This is a genomic window from Streptomyces sp. NPDC043726, assembly GCF_056436565.1.
Genome location: NZ_JBWKCI010000015.1, coordinates 34,214 through 57,488 on the forward strand (window position 1 = coordinate 34,214; position 23,275 = coordinate 57,488).

17 protein-coding genes, 2 pseudogenes and 3 riboswitches are annotated in these 23,275 nt (G+C 72.6%); of the genes and pseudogenes, 4 read left to right on the forward strand and 15 right to left on the reverse strand.

What is annotated here, in order from left to right; translation table 11 throughout:
• Positions 1-35: 35 nt before the first annotated feature.
• From AC068Z_RS34835 to AC068Z_RS34845, 3 genes are read right to left on the reverse strand one after another with little or no spacing between them, the layout of a single operon-like run.
• Positions 36-839 carry an ABC transporter ATP-binding protein gene (locus tag AC068Z_RS34835; protein ID WP_478565015.1) on the reverse strand — a complete coding sequence of 268 codons (804 nt, stop codon included), beginning with the start codon at positions 837-839 and terminating at the stop codon, positions 36-38.
• Positions 836-1,942, reverse strand: coding sequence for a FecCD family ABC transporter permease (locus AC068Z_RS34840; protein ID WP_478565018.1), 1,107 nt, complete (start codon positions 1,940-1,942; stop codon positions 836-838). Before AC068Z_RS34840 ends, AC068Z_RS34835 begins: the two co-directional genes overlap by 4 nt.
• Positions 1,939-2,985, reverse strand: a complete 1,047-nt coding sequence (locus AC068Z_RS34845) for an ABC transporter substrate-binding protein (RefSeq protein ID WP_478565021.1) — start codon at positions 2,983-2,985, stop codon at positions 1,939-1,941. The genes AC068Z_RS34840 and AC068Z_RS34845 overlap by 4 nt, the downstream gene beginning before the upstream one ends.
• Before the next feature lie 29 nt (positions 2,986-3,014).
• Positions 3,015-3,195, reverse strand: a riboswitch (cobalamin riboswitch).
• A gap of 94 nt (positions 3,196-3,289) precedes the next feature.
• Positions 3,290-3,468, forward strand: a riboswitch (cobalamin riboswitch).
• Between the two features lie 44 nt (positions 3,469-3,512).
• On the opposite strand from AC068Z_RS34845, the pseudogene AC068Z_RS34850 reads away from it, so the two are divergent.
• Positions 3,513-3,731: pseudogene (locus AC068Z_RS34850) on the forward strand ((2Fe-2S) ferredoxin domain-containing protein); the annotation flags it as partial.
• Positions 3,732-3,783: 52 nt separating this feature from the next.
• Positions 3,784-4,473, forward strand: a complete 690-nt coding sequence (locus tag AC068Z_RS34855) for a (2Fe-2S)-binding protein (RefSeq protein WP_478565024.1) — start codon at positions 3,784-3,786, stop codon at positions 4,471-4,473.
• 59 nt (positions 4,474-4,532) lie between these two features.
• On the opposite strand, the gene metE is transcribed toward AC068Z_RS34855, so the two are convergent.
• From metE to aceA, 4 genes are all read right to left on the reverse strand, one after another.
• Positions 4,533-6,851 carry a 5-methyltetrahydropteroyltriglutamate--homocysteine S-methyltransferase gene (gene metE, locus AC068Z_RS34860; RefSeq protein ID WP_478565027.1) on the reverse strand — a complete coding sequence of 773 codons (2,319 nt, stop codon included), beginning with the start codon at positions 6,849-6,851 and terminating at the stop codon, positions 4,533-4,535.
• Between the two features lie 144 nt (positions 6,852-6,995).
• A riboswitch (cobalamin riboswitch) is annotated at positions 6,996-7,218 on the reverse strand.
• A gap of 81 nt (positions 7,219-7,299) precedes the next feature.
• The gene (locus tag AC068Z_RS34865; protein ID WP_478565030.1) at positions 7,300-8,169 is read right to left on the reverse strand and encodes a 3-hydroxybutyryl-CoA dehydrogenase; all 870 of its coding nucleotides are present in this window, start codon (positions 8,167-8,169) and stop codon (positions 7,300-7,302) included.
• Entirely contained in the window at positions 8,166-9,758 is a 1,593-nt protein-coding gene (gene aceB / locus AC068Z_RS34870) for a malate synthase A (protein WP_478565033.1), read from the reverse strand. The genes AC068Z_RS34865 and aceB overlap by 4 nt, the downstream gene beginning before the upstream one ends.
• Positions 9,759-9,836: 78 nt before the next feature.
• Complete coding sequence (gene aceA / locus AC068Z_RS34875; RefSeq protein WP_478565036.1) at positions 9,837-11,117, reverse strand: isocitrate lyase; 1,281 nt, start codon at positions 11,115-11,117, stop codon at positions 9,837-9,839.
• Between the two features lie 377 nt (positions 11,118-11,494).
• Here aceA and AC068Z_RS34880 point away from each other — a divergent pair, with 377 nt between their 5' ends.
• Positions 11,495-12,886, forward strand: a complete 1,392-nt coding sequence (locus AC068Z_RS34880; protein ID WP_478565039.1) for a short-chain fatty acyl-CoA regulator family protein — start codon at positions 11,495-11,497, stop codon at positions 12,884-12,886.
• A gap of 1 nt (position 12,887) precedes the next feature.
• Here the strand turns inward: AC068Z_RS34880 and AC068Z_RS34885 are convergent, their stop codons facing one another.
• The 3 genes from AC068Z_RS34885 to AC068Z_RS34895 form a co-directional block, all read right to left on the reverse strand.
• Positions 12,888-14,426, reverse strand: coding sequence for a PepSY-associated TM helix domain-containing protein (locus AC068Z_RS34885; RefSeq protein ID WP_478565042.1), 1,539 nt, complete (start codon positions 14,424-14,426; stop codon positions 12,888-12,890).
• Between the two features lie 158 nt (positions 14,427-14,584).
• Positions 14,585-15,268 carry a hypothetical protein gene (locus AC068Z_RS34890; RefSeq protein WP_478565045.1) on the reverse strand — a complete coding sequence of 228 codons (684 nt, stop codon included), beginning with the start codon at positions 15,266-15,268 and terminating at the stop codon, positions 14,585-14,587.
• 409 nt (positions 15,269-15,677) lie between these two features.
• Positions 15,678-15,863, reverse strand: a complete 186-nt coding sequence (locus tag AC068Z_RS34895; protein WP_478565048.1) for an asparagine synthase-related protein — start codon at positions 15,861-15,863, stop codon at positions 15,678-15,680.
• A gap of 69 nt (positions 15,864-15,932) precedes the next feature.
• Between AC068Z_RS34895 and AC068Z_RS34900 the strand changes: the two are divergent.
• Positions 15,933-16,331: pseudogene (locus AC068Z_RS34900) on the forward strand (L-tyrosine/L-tryptophan isonitrile synthase family protein); the annotation flags it as partial.
• 8 nt (positions 16,332-16,339) lie between these two features.
• Here AC068Z_RS34900 and AC068Z_RS34905 read toward each other — a convergent pair.
• The 5 genes from AC068Z_RS34905 to AC068Z_RS34925 all read right to left on the reverse strand — a co-directional run bounded on the left by AC068Z_RS34905 (position 16,340) and on the right by AC068Z_RS34925 (position 23,215).
• Positions 16,340-17,614, reverse strand: a complete 1,275-nt coding sequence (locus AC068Z_RS34905) for an MDR family MFS transporter (protein WP_478565051.1) — start codon at positions 17,612-17,614, stop codon at positions 16,340-16,342.
• Positions 17,611-19,113, reverse strand: a complete 1,503-nt coding sequence (locus tag AC068Z_RS34910; protein WP_478565458.1) for an ABC transporter permease subunit — start codon at positions 19,111-19,113, stop codon at positions 17,611-17,613. The genes AC068Z_RS34905 and AC068Z_RS34910 overlap by 4 nt, the downstream gene beginning before the upstream one ends.
• 353 nt (positions 19,114-19,466) lie before the next feature.
• Positions 19,467-20,975 (reverse strand): ABC transporter substrate-binding protein, encoded by a 1,509-nt coding sequence (locus tag AC068Z_RS34915; protein WP_478565054.1) that lies wholly within the window; start codon positions 20,973-20,975, stop codon positions 19,467-19,469.
• Between the two features lie 168 nt (positions 20,976-21,143).
• Positions 21,144-22,397, reverse strand: a complete 1,254-nt coding sequence (locus AC068Z_RS34920) for an MFS transporter (RefSeq protein ID WP_478565057.1) — start codon at positions 22,395-22,397, stop codon at positions 21,144-21,146.
• On the reverse strand, positions 22,394-23,215 hold the full coding sequence (locus AC068Z_RS34925) for a Rossmann-like domain-containing protein (protein ID WP_478565060.1): 822 nt from the start codon (positions 23,213-23,215) through the stop codon (positions 22,394-22,396). Before AC068Z_RS34925 ends, AC068Z_RS34920 begins: the two co-directional genes overlap by 4 nt.
• Positions 23,216-23,275: the final 60 nt, after the last annotated feature.

Consider the following 23,275-nt stretch of genomic DNA (forward strand, 5'->3'; position numbering starts at 1 on the left):
GTGTACCCTCCGACGCACCCGCCCCGCCGGGGGCACTATCCCTTGCCAGGCGTGAGCCCCCGCGGCTCCTCCGGCAGAAAGGTCACCTGGGGTGCCCCCGTGCGCGGATGGACGGCGACCTCGCTCGCCACGCCGTACACCTCCGCCAGCAGCCGGGGCGTGAGGACCTCGGCGGGTGGCCCGGAGGCCGTGATCTCGCCGGCGCGCAGGACGTAGAGGCGGTCGCAGTAGTACGCGGCCAGGTTGAGGTCGTGCAGGGCGACCAGGACGGTGGCGGGCAGCCGGCGCAGGATGCCGAGGACGTCCAACTGGTGGCGGATGTCCAGGTGGTTGGTCGGCTCGTCGAGGACGAGGAGGGCGGGTTGCTGGGCGAGGGCGCGGGCGATGAGCACGCGCTGGCGTTCGCCGCCGGAGAGCCGGTCGAAGGGCCGGTCGGCCAGATGCGTGGCGTCCACCGCGGTGAGCGCGGAGCCGATGAGCTCGGCGTCCTCGGGGGTGTCCCCGGAGAGGAGCCGCTTGTGCGGGGTGCGGCCCATGGCGACGACCTCGCGGACGGCGAGGTCGAGGTCGCCGCCCGAGTCCTGCACGACCGCCGCCACCGTGCGGGCCAGCCGCCGCACCGGGAGCGACCAGGCGTCGGCGCCGTCGACGCGGACCTCCCCGGCGGTGGGACGCAGGACCCGGTAGACGGCGCGCAGCAGGCTGGACTTGCCGCTGCCGTTGGGGCCCACCAGGCCGATCGTCTCGCCGGGGCGGGCGGTCAGCGAGATGTCCCGGACCAGATGGCGTGCTCCGGCGGTGAGCGTGACGCCGTCGACGGACAGGTCGGTCGCGGTCATGCCACCCCTCCTCGGTCGGCGGTCCGTCGGGCGTCCCGGCGCATCAGCCACAGGAAGAACGGCCCGCCGCACAGCGCGGTGAGCACCCCGACGGGTATCTCCGTCGGCGCGGCGACGGTACGCGCGGCGATGTCGGCCCAGATGAGGAAGACCGCTCCGCCGAGCGCGGCCGTGGGCAGCACCCGGCGGTGGTCGCCGCCGACGAACAGGCGCACGATGTGCGGAAGCATCAGGCCGACGAAGCCGATCGGCCCGGCCGCCGCGACCAGTACGCCGGTGACGAGGGAGAGCAGGACGAACATGCGGGCGCGGAAGCGGGCCACGTCGAGCCCCATGGTGGTGGCGGCCTCCTCGCCGGCCAGCAGCAGGTTCAGATTGCGGGCCTGGACGAGCAGTCCGCCGATGCCCAGCACCATGGCCAGGCTCGGCAGCCACAGCGTGCCCCAGTTGACGCCACCGAGGCCGCCGAGGGTCCAGGCCAGCACGGCGCGGGCCTCGTTGCCCCGGTCGGTGGTGAGCAGCAGCAGATCCAGCACCGCGGTGAGCACCGACGCGATCGCCACGCCGGAGAGCACCAGGCGGGCGGAGGTGATCCGGCCGCCGGTGCGGGCGGTGGCGTAGACGAGCAGCAGCGCGCCCAGGGCGCCCGCGAAGGCCGCGGCGGACAGCGACACCGGTCCCAGCACGCTCACCCCGAACACGATCACCGACACCGCGCCGAGCGACGCGCCGGAGGAGACACCCAGCAAGTAGGGCTCGGCGAGCGGGTTGCGCACCAGCGCCTGCAGCGCGGTGCCCACGACCGCGAGCCCGGCGCCGGTCACCGCGCCGAGCAGCACGCGGGGCGCCCGGACGTCCAGCACGATGGTCTCGCGCGCCCGTGACCAGTCGGATGTCCCCCAGTCGGCGCCGAGCGCCTGGGTGACGATGCCCCACACCTGGACGGGCGGCACCCGCACCGAGCCGATCGCGAGGCCCGCGGTGCCGGAGAGCATGAGCAGCACGGTCAGGACGGTCAGTGTCAGGGCCAAGGCCCCGGGACGGGTGCTCTGTTCGTCGGTGGGGCGCGGCCCGGCGGGCGCCTTCGTGACCGGTCCGGTCACCGGAAGCTCTTCGGGTGCAGTCCACGGGCGAGGTCCTCGACCGCGTACGCCGAGCGGATGCCGACCAGGGTGGCGGTGAGCGGCAGGACGACGAACCGCTTGTTCTTCACGGCGGGTACGTCGGCGAGGGCGGGCTGGGCGAGCAGGAACTTCTTCTTCTGCTCGACGCTTCCGGAGCCGGCGTAGTCGTAGATGGCGATGACCTCGGGCTTGCGTTCGACGACCTGTTCCCAGGAGACGTCGCCGAACACGTCGTCCAGGTCGGCGAACACGTTCCTGCCGCCGGCCAGCCGGATCAGCTCGGTGCCCAGGCTCTTGCCGCCGGCGGTGAAGGCGCTCTTGTCGCCGCTGTCGTAGACGAAGACGGACGCCGCGGGCTCGTCCTCGACGGCGGTGGCGGCCTTGTCGATACGGCCCTGGAGGTCGTCGACGAGCCTGCCGGCCCGGTCGGAGACGCCGAAGATCCGGCCCAGGGTGCGGATCTCGTCGTAGGTGTCCTCCATCGTCACCTGCTTCTTGCCGCAGTACTCGCGGTTGAGGTAGGTGTCGATGCCCGCGTCGGCGAAGGCCGTGCGGGAGCGGCCCTCCTTCTCGTCGAAGGCGCTGCCGTAGCCGCCGTAGACGAGATCGGGTTCGGCTTCCAGGACGGTCTCGAACGACGGCTCCCGCTCCGAGAGTTCGGGGATCGCCTCGTAGTCCTTCTTCAACTCGGGCAGGACGGCCGAGTCGGGGAAGGCGGTCCCCACCATGCGGTCCTTCAGGCCGAGAGCGAGCAGCAGTTCGGCCGGGTGCTGGTGGATGGTGACCACCCGCGACGGCGGCTCGTCGTAGGTCGTCTTCACACCGCAGTTGTCGATGGTGACGGGGAAGCCCTCGATCGAGGAGGCCGAAGCCTTCGCGTCCTCGGGGCCGTCGCCGGACGAGCCGCAGCCGGCGGTGAGCAGGGTCACGGTGAGGGCGACGGCGGCCGCAGCGGCGCGTACCGGCCGACGCCGGTGGGTCGCCGCGGAGGACGACTGGGCAGGGGAAAGCGACTGGAACACGTAAAGCCTCCTGGAGTCCGCGCTCCTCGGAAACGGGCCCGCGACAGGGCAGTGTCCTGACTCCCGGATCGACGTTCCCCCTGCCTTCCCACGCGGTGCGCAGTGGCATGTCGAGGGGTGCACTCCCCGGTCACAGTGGCGGGACCGTGCCGGACTCACACCGGCTTCCTGGTTCCCGTCGCGGCGATGACCTGGTGATATTACGTTCCTGTGAGACGGGAGCGAAAGGGCGTGCGGGTGTGATGCGTGCGCCCCTTCCGGCCGGGGCGGTGGCCGGGGTCCGCCGTGGTGGTGCCGTACGAGCGGATGTCATGATGGCGGACGACAAGGCGACGGCGGAACGAGGAAGCCGGTGTGAATCCGGCGCGGTCCCGCCACTGTGATCGGCGAGCGGATCCCGAACAGACCACTGCCCGGAGGCGGGTGGGAAGGCCGGGACGAGCACTGACCCGAGAGCCAGGAGACTCACGCGGTCGCTTCCTCAAGGTGAATGGGGCGGATTTCCCCAGGGAGGAGGGCTCGTCGGGATGCCCATGGAGGCTTCGCACGACGGCCGTGTGCCGTGCCGGGTCGTGGTGTGCCGTGACTGCTGCTGCGGCAGCCCGAAAGTGACGGGTGTCGACCACGGCGAGCAGAGCGCGCGCCTCGCCCAGGACGCGCCGGTCCGGATCACCGACTGCCTCGACGTGTGCGAGCAGGCGAACGTGATCGTCGCACAGCCCTCCGCCGAGGGCCGTGCCGCCGGCCGATCCCGCGGTCTGAACGCGTCCACCTGACACCGCTGTTCCGGGAGTTGACGTGAATCCACTGCGGCAGGCGCCCGCCCCCGCCGTCGCCGAAGCCCTCGCGGATGTCGCGCGGTTCGGCACCTTCTTCGCGGTCGAACTCGGCGGCCCGGACCAGGGATGGCACCCGGTCGAGGACACGTACGCCCGCGGCGCCGCCGACCTGGTGGCGGCCACGGCTCACCGTTACGACACCCGCGAAGTGCGCGTCGGCGCTTCCATCGTGCAGCTCGGACACGCCGCGCGCCTGTGGTCACCGGTGCTGGCCTGCACCGTCGCGCACGGCATCGTTCCGGACCTGACCGGGCTGCAACGCGCCCACAGCGGACCGGAGTTGCGGATCGCCGTCCCCACCGGCCGGTACGCGGACGGTAGCCCGCGTCTTGCCGAGGCGCTGTACGAGGTGGTCGTCCGCAGGCACCTGGATCGACTGGCCGCAGGACTCCGCGTCAAGGTGGCGCCCCGGCTCCTGGCCGGGAACGCGGCCTCGGCGCTCGTGGAGGCGGCTCGTGCTGTTCTGACGGCCAGGCCGGATCTGCGTGAGCCCCTCACCGACCTCGTGGGCGCCTTGCTGAACACCGGCCGACTCGCGGCCACCGGACACCTCACCGGGCCCAACCTCGGCTTCCGGCGGCGCAGTTGCTGCCTGTATTACCGGGTGCCGTCGGGAGCCAAGTGCGGGGACTGCGCGCTGGCCGGATGACGGAGGAGTGCTCGGCCGGGAAACGAAGAACCCCGCTTCCCGGCCGGGCGATGTCGATGTCAGGTCGTCGGCAGCTCCCCGCGGACCGCTCGGGCCGCCGTCACCAGGTTCTCCAGGGAGGTGCGGGTCTCGGGCCAGCCGCGGGTCTTCAGGCCGCAGTCGGGGTTGACCCACAGCCGTTCGGCCGGGATGGCCTCAAGGCCGATGCGCAGCAGCTCCGCCGCCTCCGCCGCGCTCGGTACGCGCGGCGAGTGGATGTCGTAGACGCCCGGTCCGGCCTCGCGCGGGTAGCCGTGCGCGGCGAGTTCGCGGGCCACCTGCATGTGGGAGCGGGCGGCCTCCAGGCTGATGACGTCCGCGTCGAGATCGTCGATGGCCTGCACGATGTCGCCGAACTCGGCGTAGCACATATGGGTGTGGATCTGCGTGTTCGGCCGCACGCCGGCGGTGGTGAGCCGGAAGGCCTCCGTGGCCCAGGCCAGGTACGCGGCACGGTCGGCGGCGCGCAGCGGCAGTGTCTCGCGCAGGGCGGGCTCGTCGACCTGGATCACCGAAGTACCAGCCGCCTCCAAGTCGTTGACCTCGTCACGCAGGGCCAGGGCGACCTGGCGGGCGGTCTCACCGAGCGGCTGGTCGTCGCGGACGAAGGACCAGGCGAGCATGGTGACCGGACCGGTGAGCATGCCCTTGACCGGGCGGTCCGTGAGCGATTGGGCGTACGTCGTCCAGCGCACCGTCATCGCCTCGGGACGGGAGATGTCGCCGGCGAGGATCGGCGGGCGGACGTAGCGGGTGCCGTAGGACTGGACCCAGCCGTGCTGCGTGACGAGGTAGCCGGTGAGCCGCTCGGCGAAGTACTGGACCATGTCGTTGCGTTCGGCCTCGCCGTGCACGAGGACGTCCAGGCCGGCCTTCTCCTGGAAGGCGACGACCTCCTGGATCTCGGCCCTGACCCGCTCCTCGTAGCCGGCCGTGTCGATCCGGCCCGCCCTCAAGTCGGCGCGCGCCGAACGCAGTTCACCGGTCTGCGGGAACGAGCCGATGGTCGTGGTCGGCAGCAGCGGCAGGCCCAGGTGGGCACGCTGGGCGGCGGCGCGTTCGGCGTACGGCTGGGCGCGGCGCGCGTCGGCCTCGGTGACCGCCCCCGCGCGGGCGCGCACGGCCGGGTCGCGGGTGATCGGCGAACCCGCGCGGGAGGCCAGGTCGGCCCGGTTGGCGGCGAGTTCCGCGGTGATCGTGTCCGTGCCGCGGGTCAGTGCCCTGGTGAGGGTGACGATCTCGGCCGTCTTCTGCCGGGCGAAGGCGAGCCAGCGCCGGATCTGAGGCTCGATGTCCCGTTCCGCGGCCGCGTCCAGGGGCATATGAAGGAGGGAGCAGGAGGCGGCGACGTCGACCCGGTCGGCGAGACCGAGCAGGGTGCCGAGCGTGGACAGGGACTTCGCAAGGTCGTTGATCCAGATGTTGCGGCCGTCGACGACCCCGGCGACCAGCCGCTTGCCGGGCAGTCCGCCGACAGCGGCGAGCGCCTCCAGGTTGGCGGCGGCGGACGCGGTGAAGTCGAGGGCCAGCCCTTCGACCGGGGCCTTCGCCAGGACCGGCAGCGCCTGGCCGAGCCGGTCGAAGTACGAGGCGACCAGCAGCTTCGGCCGGTCGGTGCGGGCGCCCAGGTCACGGTAGGCGCGCTCCAGGGCGTTCAGCTCCGCCGGGGTACGGTCCTGTACGAAAGCGGGCTCGTCGAGCTGGACCCACTCGGCGCCGGCGGCCCGCAGATCGGCCAGGACCTCGGCGTACACCGGCAGCAGCCGGTCGAGCAGGGTGAGGGGTTCGAAGTCCGCGCTCACCCCCGGCGCGGGCTTGGCGAGCAGCAGGTAGGTGACCGGTCCGACCAGGACGGGTCGGGCGGTCAGGCCGAGCGCGAGGGCCTCCTTGAGGTGAGCGACCTGCTGGGCGGAGTGCGCGCTGAAAGTGGTGTCCGGTCCCAGCTCGGGGACCAGGTAGTGGTAGTTGGTGTCGAACCACTTGGTCATTTCCAGCGGCGCGACGTCCTGGGTGCCGCGCGCCATCGCGAAGTAGCCGTCGAGGGCGTCGGACTCGACGGCGGCGCGATGCCGCTCGGGGACGGCGCCGACCATGACGGTGGTGTCGAGTACGTGGTCGTAGTACGAGAAGTCGCCGGTGGGGACTTCGTCGATGCCGGCGTCGGCGAGCCGGCGCCAGGTGGCGGCACGCAGGTCGGCGGCGGTGGCGTGGAGGGCGTCGGCGGTGCCGCGGCCCTTCCAGTAGCCCTCGATCGCCCTCTTCAGTTCCCGGTTGGGGCCCTGGCGGGGGTAGCCGTACACGGTGGCCCGTGCTGCCGCGGCTGCGGACTTCGCTGTCACGGAGATCTCCTTCGCGAGATGAATCCCTGAGATCCCGGGGACGGGACGAGAGCGCGAAGGGGTGACGAACCCGGCGGACAGCGGTCCGCCCGGTGGTACGCCGACCCGCCCTCGAGGTCACCGGGATGTCCGCGCACGGAACGGTCCGCGCGCGGGCAGTTGGCAGGTCTTCGGACTCGCGGGCACGCCCTCCGTCCGGAGGACATCTACTGGCCGTCGCTTCCCAGACCCGGTAGGTCGGGTCCAGTGCGTATGACGGCGGTCGTTCCCACTCACCGCTGCGGGGCAGTCCCGGATTCCCACCGGGTTCCCTCTTACGACGCATCCCGCCTGGCGGACGGGGCGAACCAGCTGCACGGCCAGCGTACGGGGCGATCCGGGGGAGCGGTGGAGCAAGTCCGGTATTCGGACGGGGAGTCGAGTGAGTGGTCCCGTGGTGCCGGGGTGCTCACTCCCGGCCGTACACGTGGAACCCGCGGCCCGTCTTGCGGCCCAGCAGCCCCGCCTCGACCATCCGCTGGAGCAGCGGGGGAGGGGCGTAGAGAGGTTCCTTGAACTCGTCGTAGAGCGATTCGGCGATGGACGCGACGGTGTCGAGCCCGATCAGGTCGGCGAGCTTCAGCGGGCCCATGGGGTGGGCGCAGCCCAGCTCCATGCCGGCGTCGATGTCGGAGGCGGTGGCGAAGCCGGACTCCGTCATGCGGATCGCCGAGAGGAGGTAGGGGATCAGCAGTGCGTTGACGACGAAGCCGGAGCGGTCGCGGGAGTGGACGACCCTCTTGCCGAGGATCTCGGCCGCGAAGCGCTCGACGGCGGTCACGGTCGCGGGCGAGGTGTGCAGCGACGCCACCACCTCGACCAGGGGCAGCACCGGCACGGGGTTGAAGAAGTGCAGCCCCACCACGCGGTCGGCGCGGCTCGTGGTCATGCCGAGGCGCATCACCGGCAAGGAGGAGGTGTTGGTGGCGAGGATCGCCTCCGGGTCCACGACGATCTTGTCGAGGGCGGTGAAGATCTCGGTCTTGGCGTCGGCGTTCTCGATGACGGCCTCGACGACGAGCTGACGGTCCGCCAGGTCCTCCAGGCTGCCGGTGAAGACCAGCCGGGCGAGCGCGTCCCGCGCCGCCGCCGGATCCAGCTTGCCGCGGGCGACTGCACGGTCCAGCGAGGCCGCCACCCGGTCGCGTGCCGCCCGCGCAGCGGTGGCGTCGGCCTCGCAGACCACCGTGTCGAGCCCGGCCCGTGCGCACACCTCGGCGATGCCGGCCCCCATCTGCCCGCCGCCCACGACGCCGACGCGCCGGACAGTCGCGCTCATGACCGCGGCTCCGCGCGCTCGACGAGGTGGCCGGAGTAGGCCTCCGGGGTGAAGAACAGCGGCAGTTCACCGGTGAGGGCGGTGCGCTCGAACAGCTCCCGCGCCTCCTCGACCCGTGCCCACGGCAGCTCGGCGCCGAGGGCGGCGGCCTCCTCGTCGAGCATCCGCAGTACCGCCTCCCGCTCGATCACCCGGTGCCGCAGCCACTGCCAGATCTGCACCCGGGCGATCTCGGCCGTGGCGGCGTCCTCCATCAGCCCGTACAGCGCGACCGCGCCCTGGCCGCGCAGCCAGGCGTCGAAGTAGCGCAACGCCACGGCGACGTTGGTGCGCACTCCCTGCGCCGTGGGCGGACCGCTGATCCGGCGGACGGACAGCAGGTCGGCCGCCGTGACCGCCACGTCGTCACGGGTGCGGTCCATCTGGTGCGGGCGGTCGGTGAGGACCGCGTCGAAGACCTCGCGGCACACCGGCACGAGACCCGGATGGGCCACCCAGGACCCGTCGAAGCCGTCCTCCGCCTCGCGCTCCTTGTCCAGGCGCACCGAGGCGAGCGCCGCCTCGTGGGCGGCCGGGTCCCGGCTCGGCACCTGGGCGGCCATGCCGCCGATGGCGTGGGCGCCGCGCCGGTGGCAGGTGCGGACCAGGAGTTCGGTGTACGCCCGCATGAAGGGCGCGGTCATCGTCACGTTGGCCCGGTCGGGCAGCAGGAAGTCGGTGCGGTGGCCGAAGGTCTTGATCAGGCTGAACAGGTAGTCCCAGCGGCCCGCGTTGAGGCCGGAGCTGTGCTCACGCAGCTCGTGGAGGATCTCCTCCATCTCGAATGCGGCGGTGATCGTCTCGACGAGGACGGTGGCGCGGACGGTGCCGCGGGGGATGCCGAGCAGCTCCTGGGCGGCGACGAAGATGTCGTTCCACAGACGGGCCTCGTAGCGGTTCTCCAGCTTGGGCAGGTAGAAGTACGGACCCTGGCCGGCGTCGATCTGACGCTGCGCGCAGTGGAAGAAGTACAGCCCGAAGTCCACCAGCGCGGCGGGCACCGGTCGGCCGTCGAACTCCAGGTGCTCCTCGTCGAGGTGCCAGCCGCGCGGCCGCACGACGATGGTGGCGAGCCGTTCGCCGAGCCGGTACTCCTTGCCCTCCGGACTGGTGAAGTCGAGTCTGCGCTCGATGGCGTCCAGCAGGGTCAGCTGACCGTCGATGACGTTGTCCCAGGTGGGGGCGGTGGCGTCCTCGAAGTCCGCCATCCACACCTGAGCGCCGGAGTTGAGGGCGTTGACGGCCATGCGGCGCTCGGGCGGTCCGGTGATCTCCACGCGCCGGTCGGTCAGTCCGGGGGCGGGCGGTGCGACGCGCCAGCTCGGGTCGTCGCGGACGGCGGTGGTGACCACGGGGAAGTCGAGCGGAGAACCGCTGGCCAGGCGCAGCACCTGGCGGCGCCGCTCCTTCATCAAATCCTGTCGGCGCGGGCCGAACTCCGCGGCCAGCCGTCCGACGAAGTCCAGGGCGGCGGGGGTGAGGATCTCGTCGTGGCGGTCGCCCGGGGCGGCGAGGACGCGGACGTGGTGGGTGAGTGCGCTGGTGGACATCGGGTTCTCCTGCGGGAGGGGTGGGGAGCGGGGGCGTACGGGGACGGTCGTACGCCCCCGCTGGTCAGGTGTGTCGGCCTAGTGGAACTGCTCCTCCTCGGTGGAACCGGCCAGCGCGGTCGTGGAAGAGGCGGGGTTGACGGCCGTGGACACGAGGTCGAAGTAGCCGGTGCCGACCTCCCGCTGGTGCTTGACGGCGGTGAAGCCCTGCGCCTGCGCGGCGAACTCCCGTTCCTGGAGGTCGACGTAGGCGGTCATGCCGTGCTCGGCGTAGCCGCGGGCCAGGTCGAACATGCCGTGGTTCAGGGAGTGGAAGCCGGCCAGGGTGATGAACTGGAAGCGGTAGCCCATCGCGCCCAGCTCCCGCTGGAACTTGGCGATCTGGTCGTCGTCCAGCGCGGCCTTCCAGTTGAAGGACGGCGAGCAGTTGTAGGCGAGCATCTGGTCGGGGTACTGGGCGTGGATGGCCTCGGCGAACTCGCGTGCCTGGGCGAGGTCCGGGGTGCCGGTCTCGACCCAGATGAGGTCGGCGTAGGGCGCGTAGGCCAGGCCGCGGGCGATGACGGGGGCCATGCCGTTGCGGACCCGGTAGAAGCCCTCCGCGGTGCGCTCGCCGGTGACGAACTCGGCGTCACGCTCGTCGACGTCGGAGGTCAGCAGGTTGGCCGCCAGCGCGTCGGTGCGGGCGATGATGACGGTGGGCACATCGGCGATGTCGGCGGCGAGGCGGGCCGCGTTGAGGGTGCGGATGTGCTGGGAGGTGGGCACGAGCACCTTGCCGCCGAGGTGGCCGCACTTCTTCTCGGAGGCGAGCTGGTCCTCGTAGTGGATGCCCGCCGCGCCGGCCGCGATCATCCCCTTGGTCAGCTCGAAGGCGTTGAGCGGGCCACCGAAGCCGGCCTCCGCGTCGGCGACGATCGGCGCGAGCCAGTCCACGGAGCCGTCGCCCTCGCTGGTGGCGATCTGGTCGGCGCGCAGCAGCGCGTTGTTGATCCGGCGGACCACCTGGGGCACGGAGTTGGCCGGGTACAGGCTCTGGTCGGGGTAGGTGTGGCCGGCCTGGTTGGCGTCGGCGGCGACCTGCCAGCCCGACAGGTAGATCGCCTGGAGACCTGCCTTCACCTGCTGGACGGCCTGGCCGCCGGTGAGCGCGCCGAGCGCGTGGATGTAGTCCCGCTCGTGCAGCTGCCGCCACAGCCGCTCGGCGCCGCGGCGGGCCAGGGTGTGCTCCTCCCGGACACTGCCGGAGAGCCGGACGACGTCCTCGGCGCTGTAGGTGCGCTCGATGCCGTTCCACCGCGTGTCGGTGGCCCAGCGTCGTGCCAGTTCCTCGGCTGCCTGCGTCCTCGCCTCTGCCATGACTGTCACCGTCTCCTCGGTCTGTTGCGTCTGCCAATGCCCCGCCGCCTTCGCGAACGTGGCACTGCGTGTCTTGCGACTGGAGTGCGGCCCGCCGTCACCCCGGAGGGTGAAGCGGAGCAATGCTGCCGACGCGGACTCCGCCCGTGCCGGAATCTCCGATGTCAGGGCATGAATCGCGTCCCCGATGCCGGGCGGTGCCTGCCGGGCCCGGCGGGCCGCAGTGAAACTCTGACATTGGCACTGGGTGCCATCAACCGTGGATGATTGCCAAGTTCTGCGAATCTTCGGGCCGCCGTTTGCCAACCTTGCGAAGGGTGGTCACGGGTCCGGGTTCGCGTACGCTGACCGGGTCCCGGCCCGTGAGAGGAGCACAGGTGAGCAAGACCTACGCCGGTGCGCGGCTGCGCCGGCTGCGCGAGGAACGCCGGATGAGCCAGGCCGAACTGGCCCGGGTCCTCGGCATCTCGCCGAGCTATCTCAACCAGATGGAGCACGACTCCCGGCCGCTCACCGTCCCCGTTCTGCTGCGCCTGACCGAGACCTTCGGCGTCGACCCCGGCTTCTTCTCCGAGCGCGACACCACCCGGCTCGTCGCGGACCTGCGTGAGGCCCTGACGGGCGAGATCGCCGAGGCCCGGGTGTCCCCGTCCGACCTCGCGGAACTCGCTTCGCGGATGCCCGCCGTGGCCCAGGTGCTGCTGGACCTGGGCCGCCGCAACCAGCAGCTGTCCGAGCGGCTTTCGGGAGCTGACGACGAGACGACCCGCTCACCCCACGAGCAGATCCGCGACTTCTTCTACCGCCGCGAGAACTACCTCCATGACACCGACCTCGCCGCCGAGCGGCTGGCCCAGGAGATCGGCATCCGACCGAGTGAAGTGCTGAGGGCCCTGTCCGCCCGGCTCGTCGACGCCCATGGCATCCGCCTGTCCACCGGCTCGGGCGACCATCTGCACCACTACGACGAGCCGACCCGCACCCTCCACCTGTCCACCCGGCTCCGCCCCGGCCAGCGCGCGTTCCGGATGGCCACCCAGCTCGCGCTCCTCGAACACGGCCCGGAACTCGGTCGCCTGGCCGCCGAGGACTTCCCCGCGGACACACCCGCCCACGCCCTGGCCCGGATCGGCATCGCCAACTACTTCGCCGCCGCGCTGATCCTGCCGTACACCGCCTTCCGCGAGGCGGCCGAGGAACTGCGCTACGACATCGAACGCCTCACCGACCACTACGGCCTCGGCTACGAGACCGTCTGCCACCGGCTCAGCACCCTCCAGCGCCCTCGGCTGCGCGGGGTCCCCTTCTCGTTCGTCCGCGTCGACCGCGCCGGGAACATGTCCAAGCGGCAGTCCGCCACCGGCTTCCACTTCTCCCGGGCCGGCGGCACCTGCCCACTGTGGAACGTCTACGAGGCCTTCGCCGCGCCCGGCCGCATCCATGTCCAGGTCGCCGAAATGCCCGACGGGCAGCGCTACTTGTGGACGGCCCGCGCGGTCACCCGGCACCGCGGCGGCTGGGGCGAGCCCGGAAAGACGTACGCCATCGGCCTGGGCTGCGAGATCCGCCACGCCCACCGGCTCGTCTACTCCGAGGGCCTGGACCTCGACAACGCCTCCGCCGCCACACCGATCGGCATGGGCTGCCGCGTCTGCGAACGCCTCGACTGCCCGCAGCGGGCGGCCCCACCGCTGGGCCGCCCGCTGCTCATCGACCACCACAGCAGCACCTTCGTGCCCTATCCGGTCAGCAGCGACGGATCTCGGTGATTCAGGCTCCCGCGGCCGAACGGCCGGCGCGCCGGCGGTGGATCAGGCCGAGCACACCGTCCAGGACCAGGAAGGCCAGCAGTGACCAGCCCAGCAGGGGCACGGCCCAGCCGACGGCGACGGCCAGCGGCACGGCGACGGCCAGGGCCGCCCAGGGCAGCTTCCGCCAGGTGCCCCGCGCGGGCGGGCGGCCCACTCGGGCGCGGCGGTCGGCCCGGGTGGGCCTGCGCTGCCACCACATGCGGTAGCCGAGCACGATGCCCACGGTCAGGCCGAGGGCGATGACGGCGAGGACGATCTGGTTGACCAGGCCGAAGAGGGTGCCCATGTGGGCGCCCACACCGAGCGTGCTGAGCTTGGCGAGCGTGGGATGGTCTGCCCAGTCGACCCGCGAGGTGACCTCGCCGCTGTGGGGGTCGATGGCCGCCTGGTCCTTGCGGACCGGCCACAGGCCGTCGGTCTGGGCCACCGTCCAGGTGCTCTTGTCGTCGGCGGGCGTGCTGATCTCCACCGGCCCGTCGAGGCCCGCGGCCCGGGCCTTCTCGAGGATCCGGTCGACGGTGAGTCCTTCCGGCAGGCCGCCGGCCGTGGCGTCCTCGCCGCCCGAGTGGTCGTGCCCCGAGGATCCGGACGCGCCGGAGGTGGCGGTGTCCAGCTCGGGCGCGTAGGCGCTCAGCGAGGTCCGCAGGTCGGTGATGCGTTCCCCCGCGTACGTGGACCAGGTCAGCCCCGTGGCGCTGAGAGCGAGCAGGCCGAGGGAGATCCACACCCCGGTGACCGCGTGGAGGCTGCGGCTGCGGCGTACCCCTCGGGCTCCGCGTTCCGGCAGCACGGTGTTCCGCTTCGAGCCGCCGGCGTACGTACGGCGGCGTCCGAGCCACAGCGTCAGACCGCCCAGGACGAGCACCCACAGCCAGCTCGCGGCGAGTTCGGAGTAGAGCCGGCCCGGCTCGCCGAGGTGCAGGTGGCGGTGCAGGTCGTCGAGCCAGGTGGCCAGCGGCGTCGAGCCGAACCAGGTGGTCAGGGCGCCGCGCACCTCGGCGGTGTAGGGGTCGACGTAGACCGTGCGCTGCTTGTCCTGCTCGGCGAGTTCGGGGACGGAGAGCACGACCTTGGTGGTGTGGTCCGGCGCGTCGGGCGGGACGACGGAAATGATCGTGCCCTCGGGGTGGGCCTTCCGCGCGGCCGCTATCTGTTCGGTCAGCGGCCTGGGCTGGTCGCCGACCTGCTCCACGCGCAACTGGTCGCCGTAGACGAGCTGGTCGAGCTGCGGCACGGCGGTGTAGGCCAGCCCGGTCAGGGCCGCGACCAGGAGGAAGGGGGCGACGAGGATGCCCGCGTAGAAGTGCAGCCGGGTCAGCAGGGGCCACCAGCCGGAACGGGTACGACCGGTGGGCGCGTCGGCGGTCCGCGCGGGCGATCGGCTGTGGTCGGAGGAGGTGGAGGAGTCTGGGGACAGGGTCTCGGGCGAGTCGAGGGACGGGGCCTGAGGGGAATCGGCGGATGGGGCTTCGTCGGAGGCTTCGGACGTGCTGCTCATGAAGGGGCTCAGCTCCTGGAGTCAGCCCGGCTCACGGCGGGAACCGGGTCACTGTTCACTGCTGGACGGGCGGCGCCTGCGGCGGGGTGAGTCCCGGGCAGGCGCGGCGAGAACACCGGCCGGACGAGCGGTGCGCGGGCACCCTCGCTTCGGCCGGATCAGCGGGTGAACAGGGGAGGCGGCCCGCGCCGGGCGAGCGCGTGTTCCAGGACCCGGGTACCGAAGGGCGGTTCGTGGTTCGCTACGTGCAGGGGCGCCACATGATGCCGAAGCAGCGCCGCCCGGTGCCGCGCCCAACGGCGCAGCAGGACCAGAGCGCGGAGCGTGGCCGACACGGGTGCGCCGAGCAGGCGGCACAGCCGCCACACCACGGCCTCCCCCTGGCGCAGCCACCAGGCGGCACCGAGCCCGGCGACCAGGTGGGCGAGCAGCATGAGGGGGCTCGGGTGGGCGGCGTCCAGGCCTATGCCGACCGTCTCGGCTCCTGTCCCGGTGGTACCTGGCGCGATTACCGGGGCATGGTGCTCCGCATGCGGCGCATGTCCGGCATGCCGGTCGTGGTGCGCGGAGGGTGCACTTGTGCCGCTGGCGGGGCCGGCCGCCGTGAACAGCAGGTGCAGGGCGACCTGGGTGACCGTGACCGCGCCGCCCATCTGCGCCAGGGAGCGCTCGCGCCCGGCGAGGCGTCCGGCGGTGACGGCGATCGCCGTGCCGCCGACCGCCACCAGCACGAGCGGCGGCTGGTGTCCGGCCGCCAAGCCGTGCCCGGTGGCGGCCAGCAGCACGCACACCAGGCTGAACACCGCCACCCGCGAGGCGCGAAGCAGGCCACGGTCGGCCATGGCTCCTCCTCGCGTTCGTCGGGCTGCCCCGCTTCTTGCCGCACTCATACGTGTGCGACTCGGTGACCGTTCATTTCCCGCCACGCATGATCGTCGGCCGGCTGCCGGTGTGGTCTGCGTATCGGAGCTCGCGCGATCACCGCTGACGGGTGCGCAACGGCGTGGGCGTCGCGGGCCGGCAGAGCCTACCGTGACCGAAATCCGCCGCACCAGTCCCGCGGTCGCCATTCGACGCCCGGGGGGTGCTGAGCGGGGCGTGTACACCACGGCACGGTGCTGCCCGGGCCGTGTGTGGCCTACCTCAACCTGTGCCTGACCCGCTGGCTGCGCCAACTCCTGCACCGCGAGGACCGGTTGAGCATGGCTGGCAGCTGGAGGCCGACGTGCCGGTCCCGATGAACGCGCCGCCTCAGTGGCGAACGGGGTGTCGTGGCCGGTGGTCAAGGACGTCACCGGTGAATCGCTCGGCCTGGTCGCTGTAGTCGACGGCGTAACTGCGGATGCGGGCGTCGGGGCCCTCGCGCGACCGGAGTTCGTCGGCGAGCAGGGCGGTGAGGACGGTGGAGTCGATGCCGCCGGACAGCAGGCTGCACAACGTGAACCTGCCCCTGCCCCACCACCGCACCACCGCCCCCGCGCCCACCCGCGCGGAGTCATGAGCGGCTGCGCGGAGGTGCGCTCCGAGGACCACACCCTCGGGCTCTACCGGGGCATCACCCGCTTCCTCCTCGAGGGCACCGCCGCCTTCACCGGCACCCGCTCAGCCCGCCAACGCGAGTGCCGCAAGCGGGCGTACGGCGTCATCCAGCGCAGCCGCGCATGGGCGCCCTGATCGCCGAGCACCCCCCGCACGCCGTACGCCTGTCCATCCACCCGCAGCCGGTCGGCGCCCCGAATTCGGCATCCGCCTCCTGGACGCCCCGGACGCCTGGACCACGCCCTGGCACTCGGCAGCCCTGCGCCGCACGAACGGCACTTGGACCCTCCTGCCTCGCGCCCGCGCCGAACGCCTGGCCGACTGGTCCACCGGGACGGCAGACCGAGCCACTACGAACAGGAGTGACCGCGAGATCAGCGAGCGGCCGGTTCCGGTTCGCGCGGCAGCAGAGTCACCGCCAGCGCCGGTACGGCGGCGAGGACCAGCCACGGCACGGCGGCCGGCAGACCCAGGTCGAGCAGGGAGCCCGTGGCGGAGCTGCCGATGAGGACGATCAGGCCGGAGACGGAGGACAGCGCACCGGTGTAGAGGCCGAGGCGGCCTCCCTCGGCGAGGTCGGGCACCCAGGCGCGGGCGGCGGGCACGACCAGCATCTGGCCGACCGTGAGGAGGACGACGTACCCGGCGGCGGGCAGCAGCCCGGCGAGACCCGTCCAGTTCGCTGGGCGGGCCGCCGCCACGACCCCGAATCCGGCCGCGATCAGCAGCAGCCCGCTCGCCATGGAACGGCTCAAATCGAGGCGGTCGCTCGCCCAGCGCGTGACCGGCAGTTGGGCACCCACGACCAGCAGGGAGGACAGGGCGAACAGCCACGACAGCGACGCCTGCGAGCCGGTCGCGCGTTCCACCTCGTCGGGCAGGGCGAGGTAGAGCTGGTTGTAGGCGAGGAGATAGCTGCCGTAGGCACAGCACAGAGCGAGGAAACGGCGGTTGCGCAGCAACGCGCGGATGCCACCTCGGTCCCGGACCCGTTCCCGGCCGGGGATGTGCTGCGGCATCAGCCACACATGCCCCGCGAGGACGAGCACGAAGACCCCGGCCCCGGCGAGACAGGCCACCCGGAAGTCGACGGCGAGCAGCAGAGCGCCGAGCAAGGGGCCGACGAAGGCGCCGGCCTGGCCCGCCGCGGACAGCAGGGCGAGGACGCGGGTGCGGGAGCCGTGGCCGGCCTCCTCCCAGAGCACCGCCTGGCGGGCCACCTCCGACTCCACGGCGGGGGAGAACAGCGCGGCGGCGAAGCCGATCAGCAGCACCGACCCGATCACGGCCCAGGTCGCCTCCGCGAACCCGAGCCAGGCGAAACCGGCGATCCGCAGCACACAGCCCACCAGGACGACCGGCCGCACTCCGTACCGGTCGACGAGCCAGCCGCCGACCACGAACAAACCCTGCTGGCTGAAGGTCCGCAGGCCGAGGACGAAACCGACCAGCCAGCCCGCCATGCCGATCGCCGTGCCCAGATGCTCGGCGAGGAAGGGCAGCACGGCGAAGAAGCCGACGTTGAAGGCCAGTTGGGTGACGATCAGCAGCTTCAGCAGCGGGGAGAGGTGCTTCCAGGTGCGCTCGCGAGGGGACTTGGGGCCGGTCGCGGTGCGCTGAGGCAGGCGACGGGAGAAGAGCTGGGTCATCGTCCAGAGGTGTGGGTGAGAGAGGGGGAGGCCAAGAGGGCGGCGTCGGGCTGTGATTCCGCGGGTTCGGGCAGAGCGGGTGGTACGGGCCGCCGCCTCGGCCGGGGCAGCCGTACTCCGCCCGCCGCCGTTACGGCCAGCGCACCGAGCAGGGCGAGGAGGGCGGCGGGGGCGAGGACGGCCCAGGGGGCGCGTTCGACGTAGGGCTGGTTCTCGGCGAGCAGCAGGCCCCATTCGGGGGACGGCGGCTGTGAGCCCAGGCCGAGGAAGCCGAGTGCGGCCAGGCTCAGCGCGATACCGGGCAAGCGGAGCAGGGCGTGTCGGACGACGGGAGGCAGGACGGCGGGCAGCAGTTCGTTCCGGAGGAGGTACCAGCGCCCGGCGCCGAGCGCGCGGGTCGCGGTGAGGTGCAGGGTGGCACGCTCCTGCCGTAGCAGGGACGAGGTGTGGGTGGCCAGCGGGGCCCAGGCCACGGCCGCGACCGCGAGCGCCGGTGTCCACGGGCCGCCGCCCGCGATGCCGGTGATGAGGAGGGCGGCCAGGACGGGAGGTACCGCGTTGACGGTGTCGACCAGCGGCCCGGACAGCCGTGGCAGCAGGCCCAGCAGCACACCGGCCATCAGGGCGGCGGCGCTCAGCGCGAGGGCGATGCCGAGGGTGCTGAGCGCGCCGTGCGCGATGCGGGCCAGCACGTCCCGGCCGAGCGCGTCGGTGCCCAACGGGTGCGCCCAGGAGGGAGCTTGGAGCCGTGCGGCGGTGTCCAGGGAGAGCGGATCGCGGGGCAGGCCGAGCGCGATGACGCTGGCCAGCAGCAGCCCGAACCCGACCGGTGCCAGGCGCGGTGCCGGAGGGGTGGGCCGGTGCAGCGAGTGCAGGCTCCCGTCGCGGAGCGCGGGCCCGATCAGCCATCGTGCCCCGAGCCGGGACAGCAGGGCGGCCGCCGCCGCGAGGACGACCAGGGCGAGCGTGCCGGTCTGGAGGACGGGCAGATCCTGGGCGAGTGCGGCACGCAGGGTGAGCCGCCCGAGCCCCGGGATGTCGAAGATCTGCTCGACGGCGACCGAGCCACCGGTCAGACCCACCACGAACAGTCCGGCATTGGGCAGGAGTCCGGGTACACAGCGGCGCAGTGCCCGCCGCGCCACGGAGTTCGGTGGGATTCCCCGCGCGGCGGCGGCCAGCGCCCACGGTTCGGCGAACGCGGAGGGCAGCAGGTCGTCCAGCATGCGCCCGAGGACCGCGCCCGCGGGCAGACCGAGGGCGAGCGAGGGCAGGATCATCCACGGCGGTCCGTACCATCCCAGCGCCGGCAGCCAGCCCAGCTGTACGCCGACGACCGACGCCAGCACGGAGGCGACCAGGAACTCGGGCAGCGCGGCCAGCACGGCCGAGCCGGTGCCGCCGGGACCCCGTCCGAGCCTCCGCCGGGAGCCGAGCCGCAGGGTGCGCACACACACGGCTCCGGCCGTGACCACGGCGACCGCGACGGCTCCCGCCATCAGCAGCAGGGACGCCCCGAGCGCCTGGCCGACGGCGGGCAGTACGGCGGTGTCCGACACCCAGGACCGGCCCGCGTCCCCGCGCAGCAGTCCGCCGAGCCAGCGTCCGAGCAGGGCAAACGGCCCTTCATGCAGGCCGAGTTGCTCACGGATGGCGCGCAGCGTGTCGGGAGTCGGCTCCCGTTCCGCCGAGCGCGCCTTGAGCACGGTCAGCGCCGGGTCGGTGCGCGACAGCCACGGCAGCAGGCCGATCGCACACACCAGGGCGGCCGTGAGGCCGGCTCGCCACAGCAGCGTGAGGCCGCCGCCCCGCGCCAACGCGCGCAGGGCGGCGGCACTCCGGGCCTGGGGGGTCAGCTCCGGGTCCCGATGCTGACGAACTGACGCTCGTACGGGTCGAGTACGGCGCCCTCGATGGAGGTCCCGATGCCTGTGACGACTTTCAGGTGGACGAGGGGGATCTGCGCGTCCGTGCCGAGGATGGCGGCCTCCGCCTTCATGGCCGCGTCCTGCCGCTGGGCGGGGTCGGACTCGGCCTGTGCCGCGGCGATCAGCTTGTCGACTTTCTTGTCGCACAGGAACGACACGTTGTTGGCGCCGTCGCAGGTGTAGTCGCCGGCCAGGACGGTGACCGGGTCGCCGGTGTCCAGCATCATGTTGCGGGAGTAGACGACGGCGTCGAACTTCCCGGCCAGCAGGTCGCTTTCGAGTCGCGCGTACGTGCGAACCTCCAGCTCCACCGTGAAGCCGGCCTTCTGGAGCTGCTGCTGGAGCACCTGGGCCGTCTCGGGCAGCTCCGGCCGGTCGTCGTAGGTGGCGATGGTGATGCGGCTGCCCTGGGGGTCGGCGGCCCTCGCCCGGCCGGTCGGCTCGCCCCGCTTACCGGAAGCCCAGGTCAGGGCGGGGCCGTACAGGCCCTCGGCGGGCTCGGCGTAGCCCTCGTACACGCCCTCGGCGAGTGCGGAGGTGTCGATCGCCTCGCGCGCGGCGGCCCGCAGCCCCGCGTCCTTGAAGACACCCGCCCGGGTGTTGAGGTAAAGGCTGGTGTTCCGGGCGGTGTTGACCTCGTGCACGGCGTCCTGGTCCAAGGACGCCACCTGCGCGACGGGCAGCGCTTCGGCGATGTCCACGTCACCGGTGCGCAGCGCGTTGGCGCGGGCGGTGCCGTCGGAGACGAACCTGGCGTCGATGCCGGAGGCCTGGGCGCGCCCGCCCCAGTAGTCGTCGAACCGCTCCAGGGTGGCCGCGGTGTCGCCGGTGGTCCTGGTGAGTTCGAAGGGGCCCGCGGCGGTGCCGACCGGGTTGGCCCTGCCGTCCTTGCCGTATGCCTTCGGGGAGAAGACCGCGAGGCTCGGGTTGGTCAGCCGCAGCGGCAGTACGGGGTCGGCGTCAGCGGTGCTGACCTTGACCTGGCCGTCGCCCACGGCCTCGGCGGTGAGTTTCACCCCGGATATCGCGGCCGGGGCGGGGTCGGCCGCGGCGGCATGAGTGAGGGCGGAGGCGACGGCCTTGGCGGTGACGTCGGTGCCGTCCTGGAACCTGGCGTCCCGCAGGGTGAACACCCAGCTCTCGCCGCCCTGTTCGCTGCGCCACGACTCGGCGAGCGCGGGTACGGCCGTGCCGTTGGCGTCCAGCCGGGTCAGCCCCTCGGTGACGCCGAGCCGGGAGAGGACGAAGGCGTCCTGGCTGCCGTAGGGCGAGTAGTTCTCCGTCGGCTGGAAGGCGAGGGCCACCCGCAGCCGGCCGCCTTCGCGGGTGCCGGAGGTGTCCGAGGACGAGTCGTCGCCGGAGGAGGCGAAACATCCGGTGAGCAGCGGGCCGAGCAGCAGACCGGCTGCGAGCCGGAGGTGGGGAGATCTCATGGTCCTCGTTCTGTCTTTCCTGTGGCCCGGTCTCCTGGGCCGACGTCGATCGACATCATATGAACATGGTTTTCGTATGCACAAGGCGGGTCCCGAAGGGGCTCGGGTGGCCCGCGGCTCGGTGCGGCACGAACAGGACTGCGCGCTCGTGGCCGGGCCGCCGCCGCGTCACACCGAGGCAGGCCCACCGGTTGAGCCGACGGATCTGGCCGCGACCCTTGCGAGCACCAGTGCCACGACGGTCAGTCCGCCCAGTGCCGCCGCGGTGCCCGGATAGCCCGCGAGTGAGAGCCCGAGGCCGCCGACACCGGCACCGAGGAAGACGCCGAAGCTCATGCCCGCGGCGTTGACGCTCAACGCCGTGCCGCGCAGGGAGCCGCAGCGCCGGACCAGCAGCGTGGTGACGCAGGCCGCGACCGTGGCGTGCCCGGCGCCGACGAGGGCCGTCAGCGGGAGGGCGAGGATGAGCGAGTCGGTGAAGAAGACCCCGACCAGGGCCGCCAGCGCCACCAGCAGCGCCGACGTCATCAGACGCTCGCCGCCGACCCTTGGCCGCTCGGCGCTCAGCATCCGGCCCGCGAACAGGTTGCCCAGGAAGAACGACGCGCCGCTGAGCGTCCACACGACCGCGAACGTCTCGGGGCCGAGACCGAAGCGCTCGTCGTAGAAGGCGGCGAGATAGGCGAGGTACCCCATGAAGGCCGCCGTCCGCAGCATGGCCACCAGCAGCAGCGGGACCACTCCGGGAAGGGCTCCCAGGAGGCGGAACGACTCCAGGTAGCCGGGGTTGGGGGCCACATCCCGGGACGTGGTGCTGGTGCGGCGGCCACGGAGCAGGAAGTACAGGGCCAGTACGGACGAGACCGCGGCGATCGCCCACAGGTCGCCCTGCCACCCCCACAGCAGGGCCGGCAGCGCCACCAGCGGAGCCGCGAGCAGGGCGGTCAGTGACTGGGTGGCGGTGATCAGCGTCGCCGCGCGGCCCGCGGCGGCGTCGTGTTCGAAGCGGTCCGCGGCGGCCGCGGTGAGCGCCGGGTTGAGCACGGCCGTACCGGCGCCGACGAGCAGGCAGAAGGCGGCCAGCAGCAGGAAGTCACCGCTCGCGCCCAGCGCCGCGGAGAGGGCCAGCACGCCGAGCGCGCCCGCTGCCGCCCAGTCCTTGCGCACCCGGTCGATCAGCGGGGCCAGCGCGGTGCCCACGGCCAGGGCGGCCAGGCCCCCGAGGCCGCGTAGCTGACCGAGCGCCGCGACCCCGCCGTCCGCCGCCTCGGCGATGGGGACGAGGAAGGTGCTGTAGATGGTGAAGGGCACCAGACCGACGGCCGAGGCGAGCATGAACGGCCACAGCACGCGGGCCATCCGCAGGTCGTTGGGTACGGCCATGTCGCTCGCGGCCGTCGGTTTCGTGGCCTGGCCGCTCATGCCTGCGCCGCCCGGTACCGGTACAGCGCGGTCGCGTCGGCGCTGAACTGCGAGAAGGGGAAGGGCTCCGCGGACAGCGCGGTCACACCGGCGCCCACGAAGGCCCGTGCGACGGCGCTGCCGGTCTGGGCGTACACCACCAGCGGCAGCCCGTGCTTGCGGCAGTGCTCCAGGATGACGTCGAAGCTGCCGTTGCCGAGGGTCATGCCGGTGGCGACGACGGCGTCGGCCGCGGCGAGCACCTCCGCCATGTCGTCGGTGACGGGGTCGCCCCAGTGGGTGCTGCGCAGGTTGAGGTCGCAGGGCAGCGGGAGGCCGCCCCGCTCGCGTATCGCCGCGACCAGCGGATTGACGACACCGATGAGGGCCACCTTCGCCCCGGCCGGGATGTCGAGGAGCCCGGCGACGGCGGCGTCCCGGGCCTGGGCCCGGGTCTCGGGAGTACCGGTGGGCAGGGTGACGGTCTCGGCCTCCGGCGCGCCGCGGTGCGGTCGGACACGTCCCAGGTAGGCGTCGAGCGCGGCGATGCGGACCGCCCCCGACCCGTGCCGGATCAGCGTGTCGAGGGTCTGGCCCGAGGCGTCGGCGCAGAAGGCCGGGGCCAGTTCGCCGGCCTCGAAGGAGGAGGCGCCGAAGGCGTCGCCGGACCTCAGCAGCAGGTAGTGATTGCGGTAGGTGACCTCACTGCCGGCCAGCCGGGTCGTGTGGTGGAGCCAGAAGGCGCTGGTGACGGCCAGCTCCTGGGGTCGGGGCCCGAAGGCTCCGTCGAGAACGGCTTCCTGGAGTTCGGGGACGGAGTACGGCTGCGTGGGTGGCATGTCGGTTCTTTCTCAATGGGTGTGAGGCATAGGGCAGTTCGGGGGCGTCCAGCTCCCCGT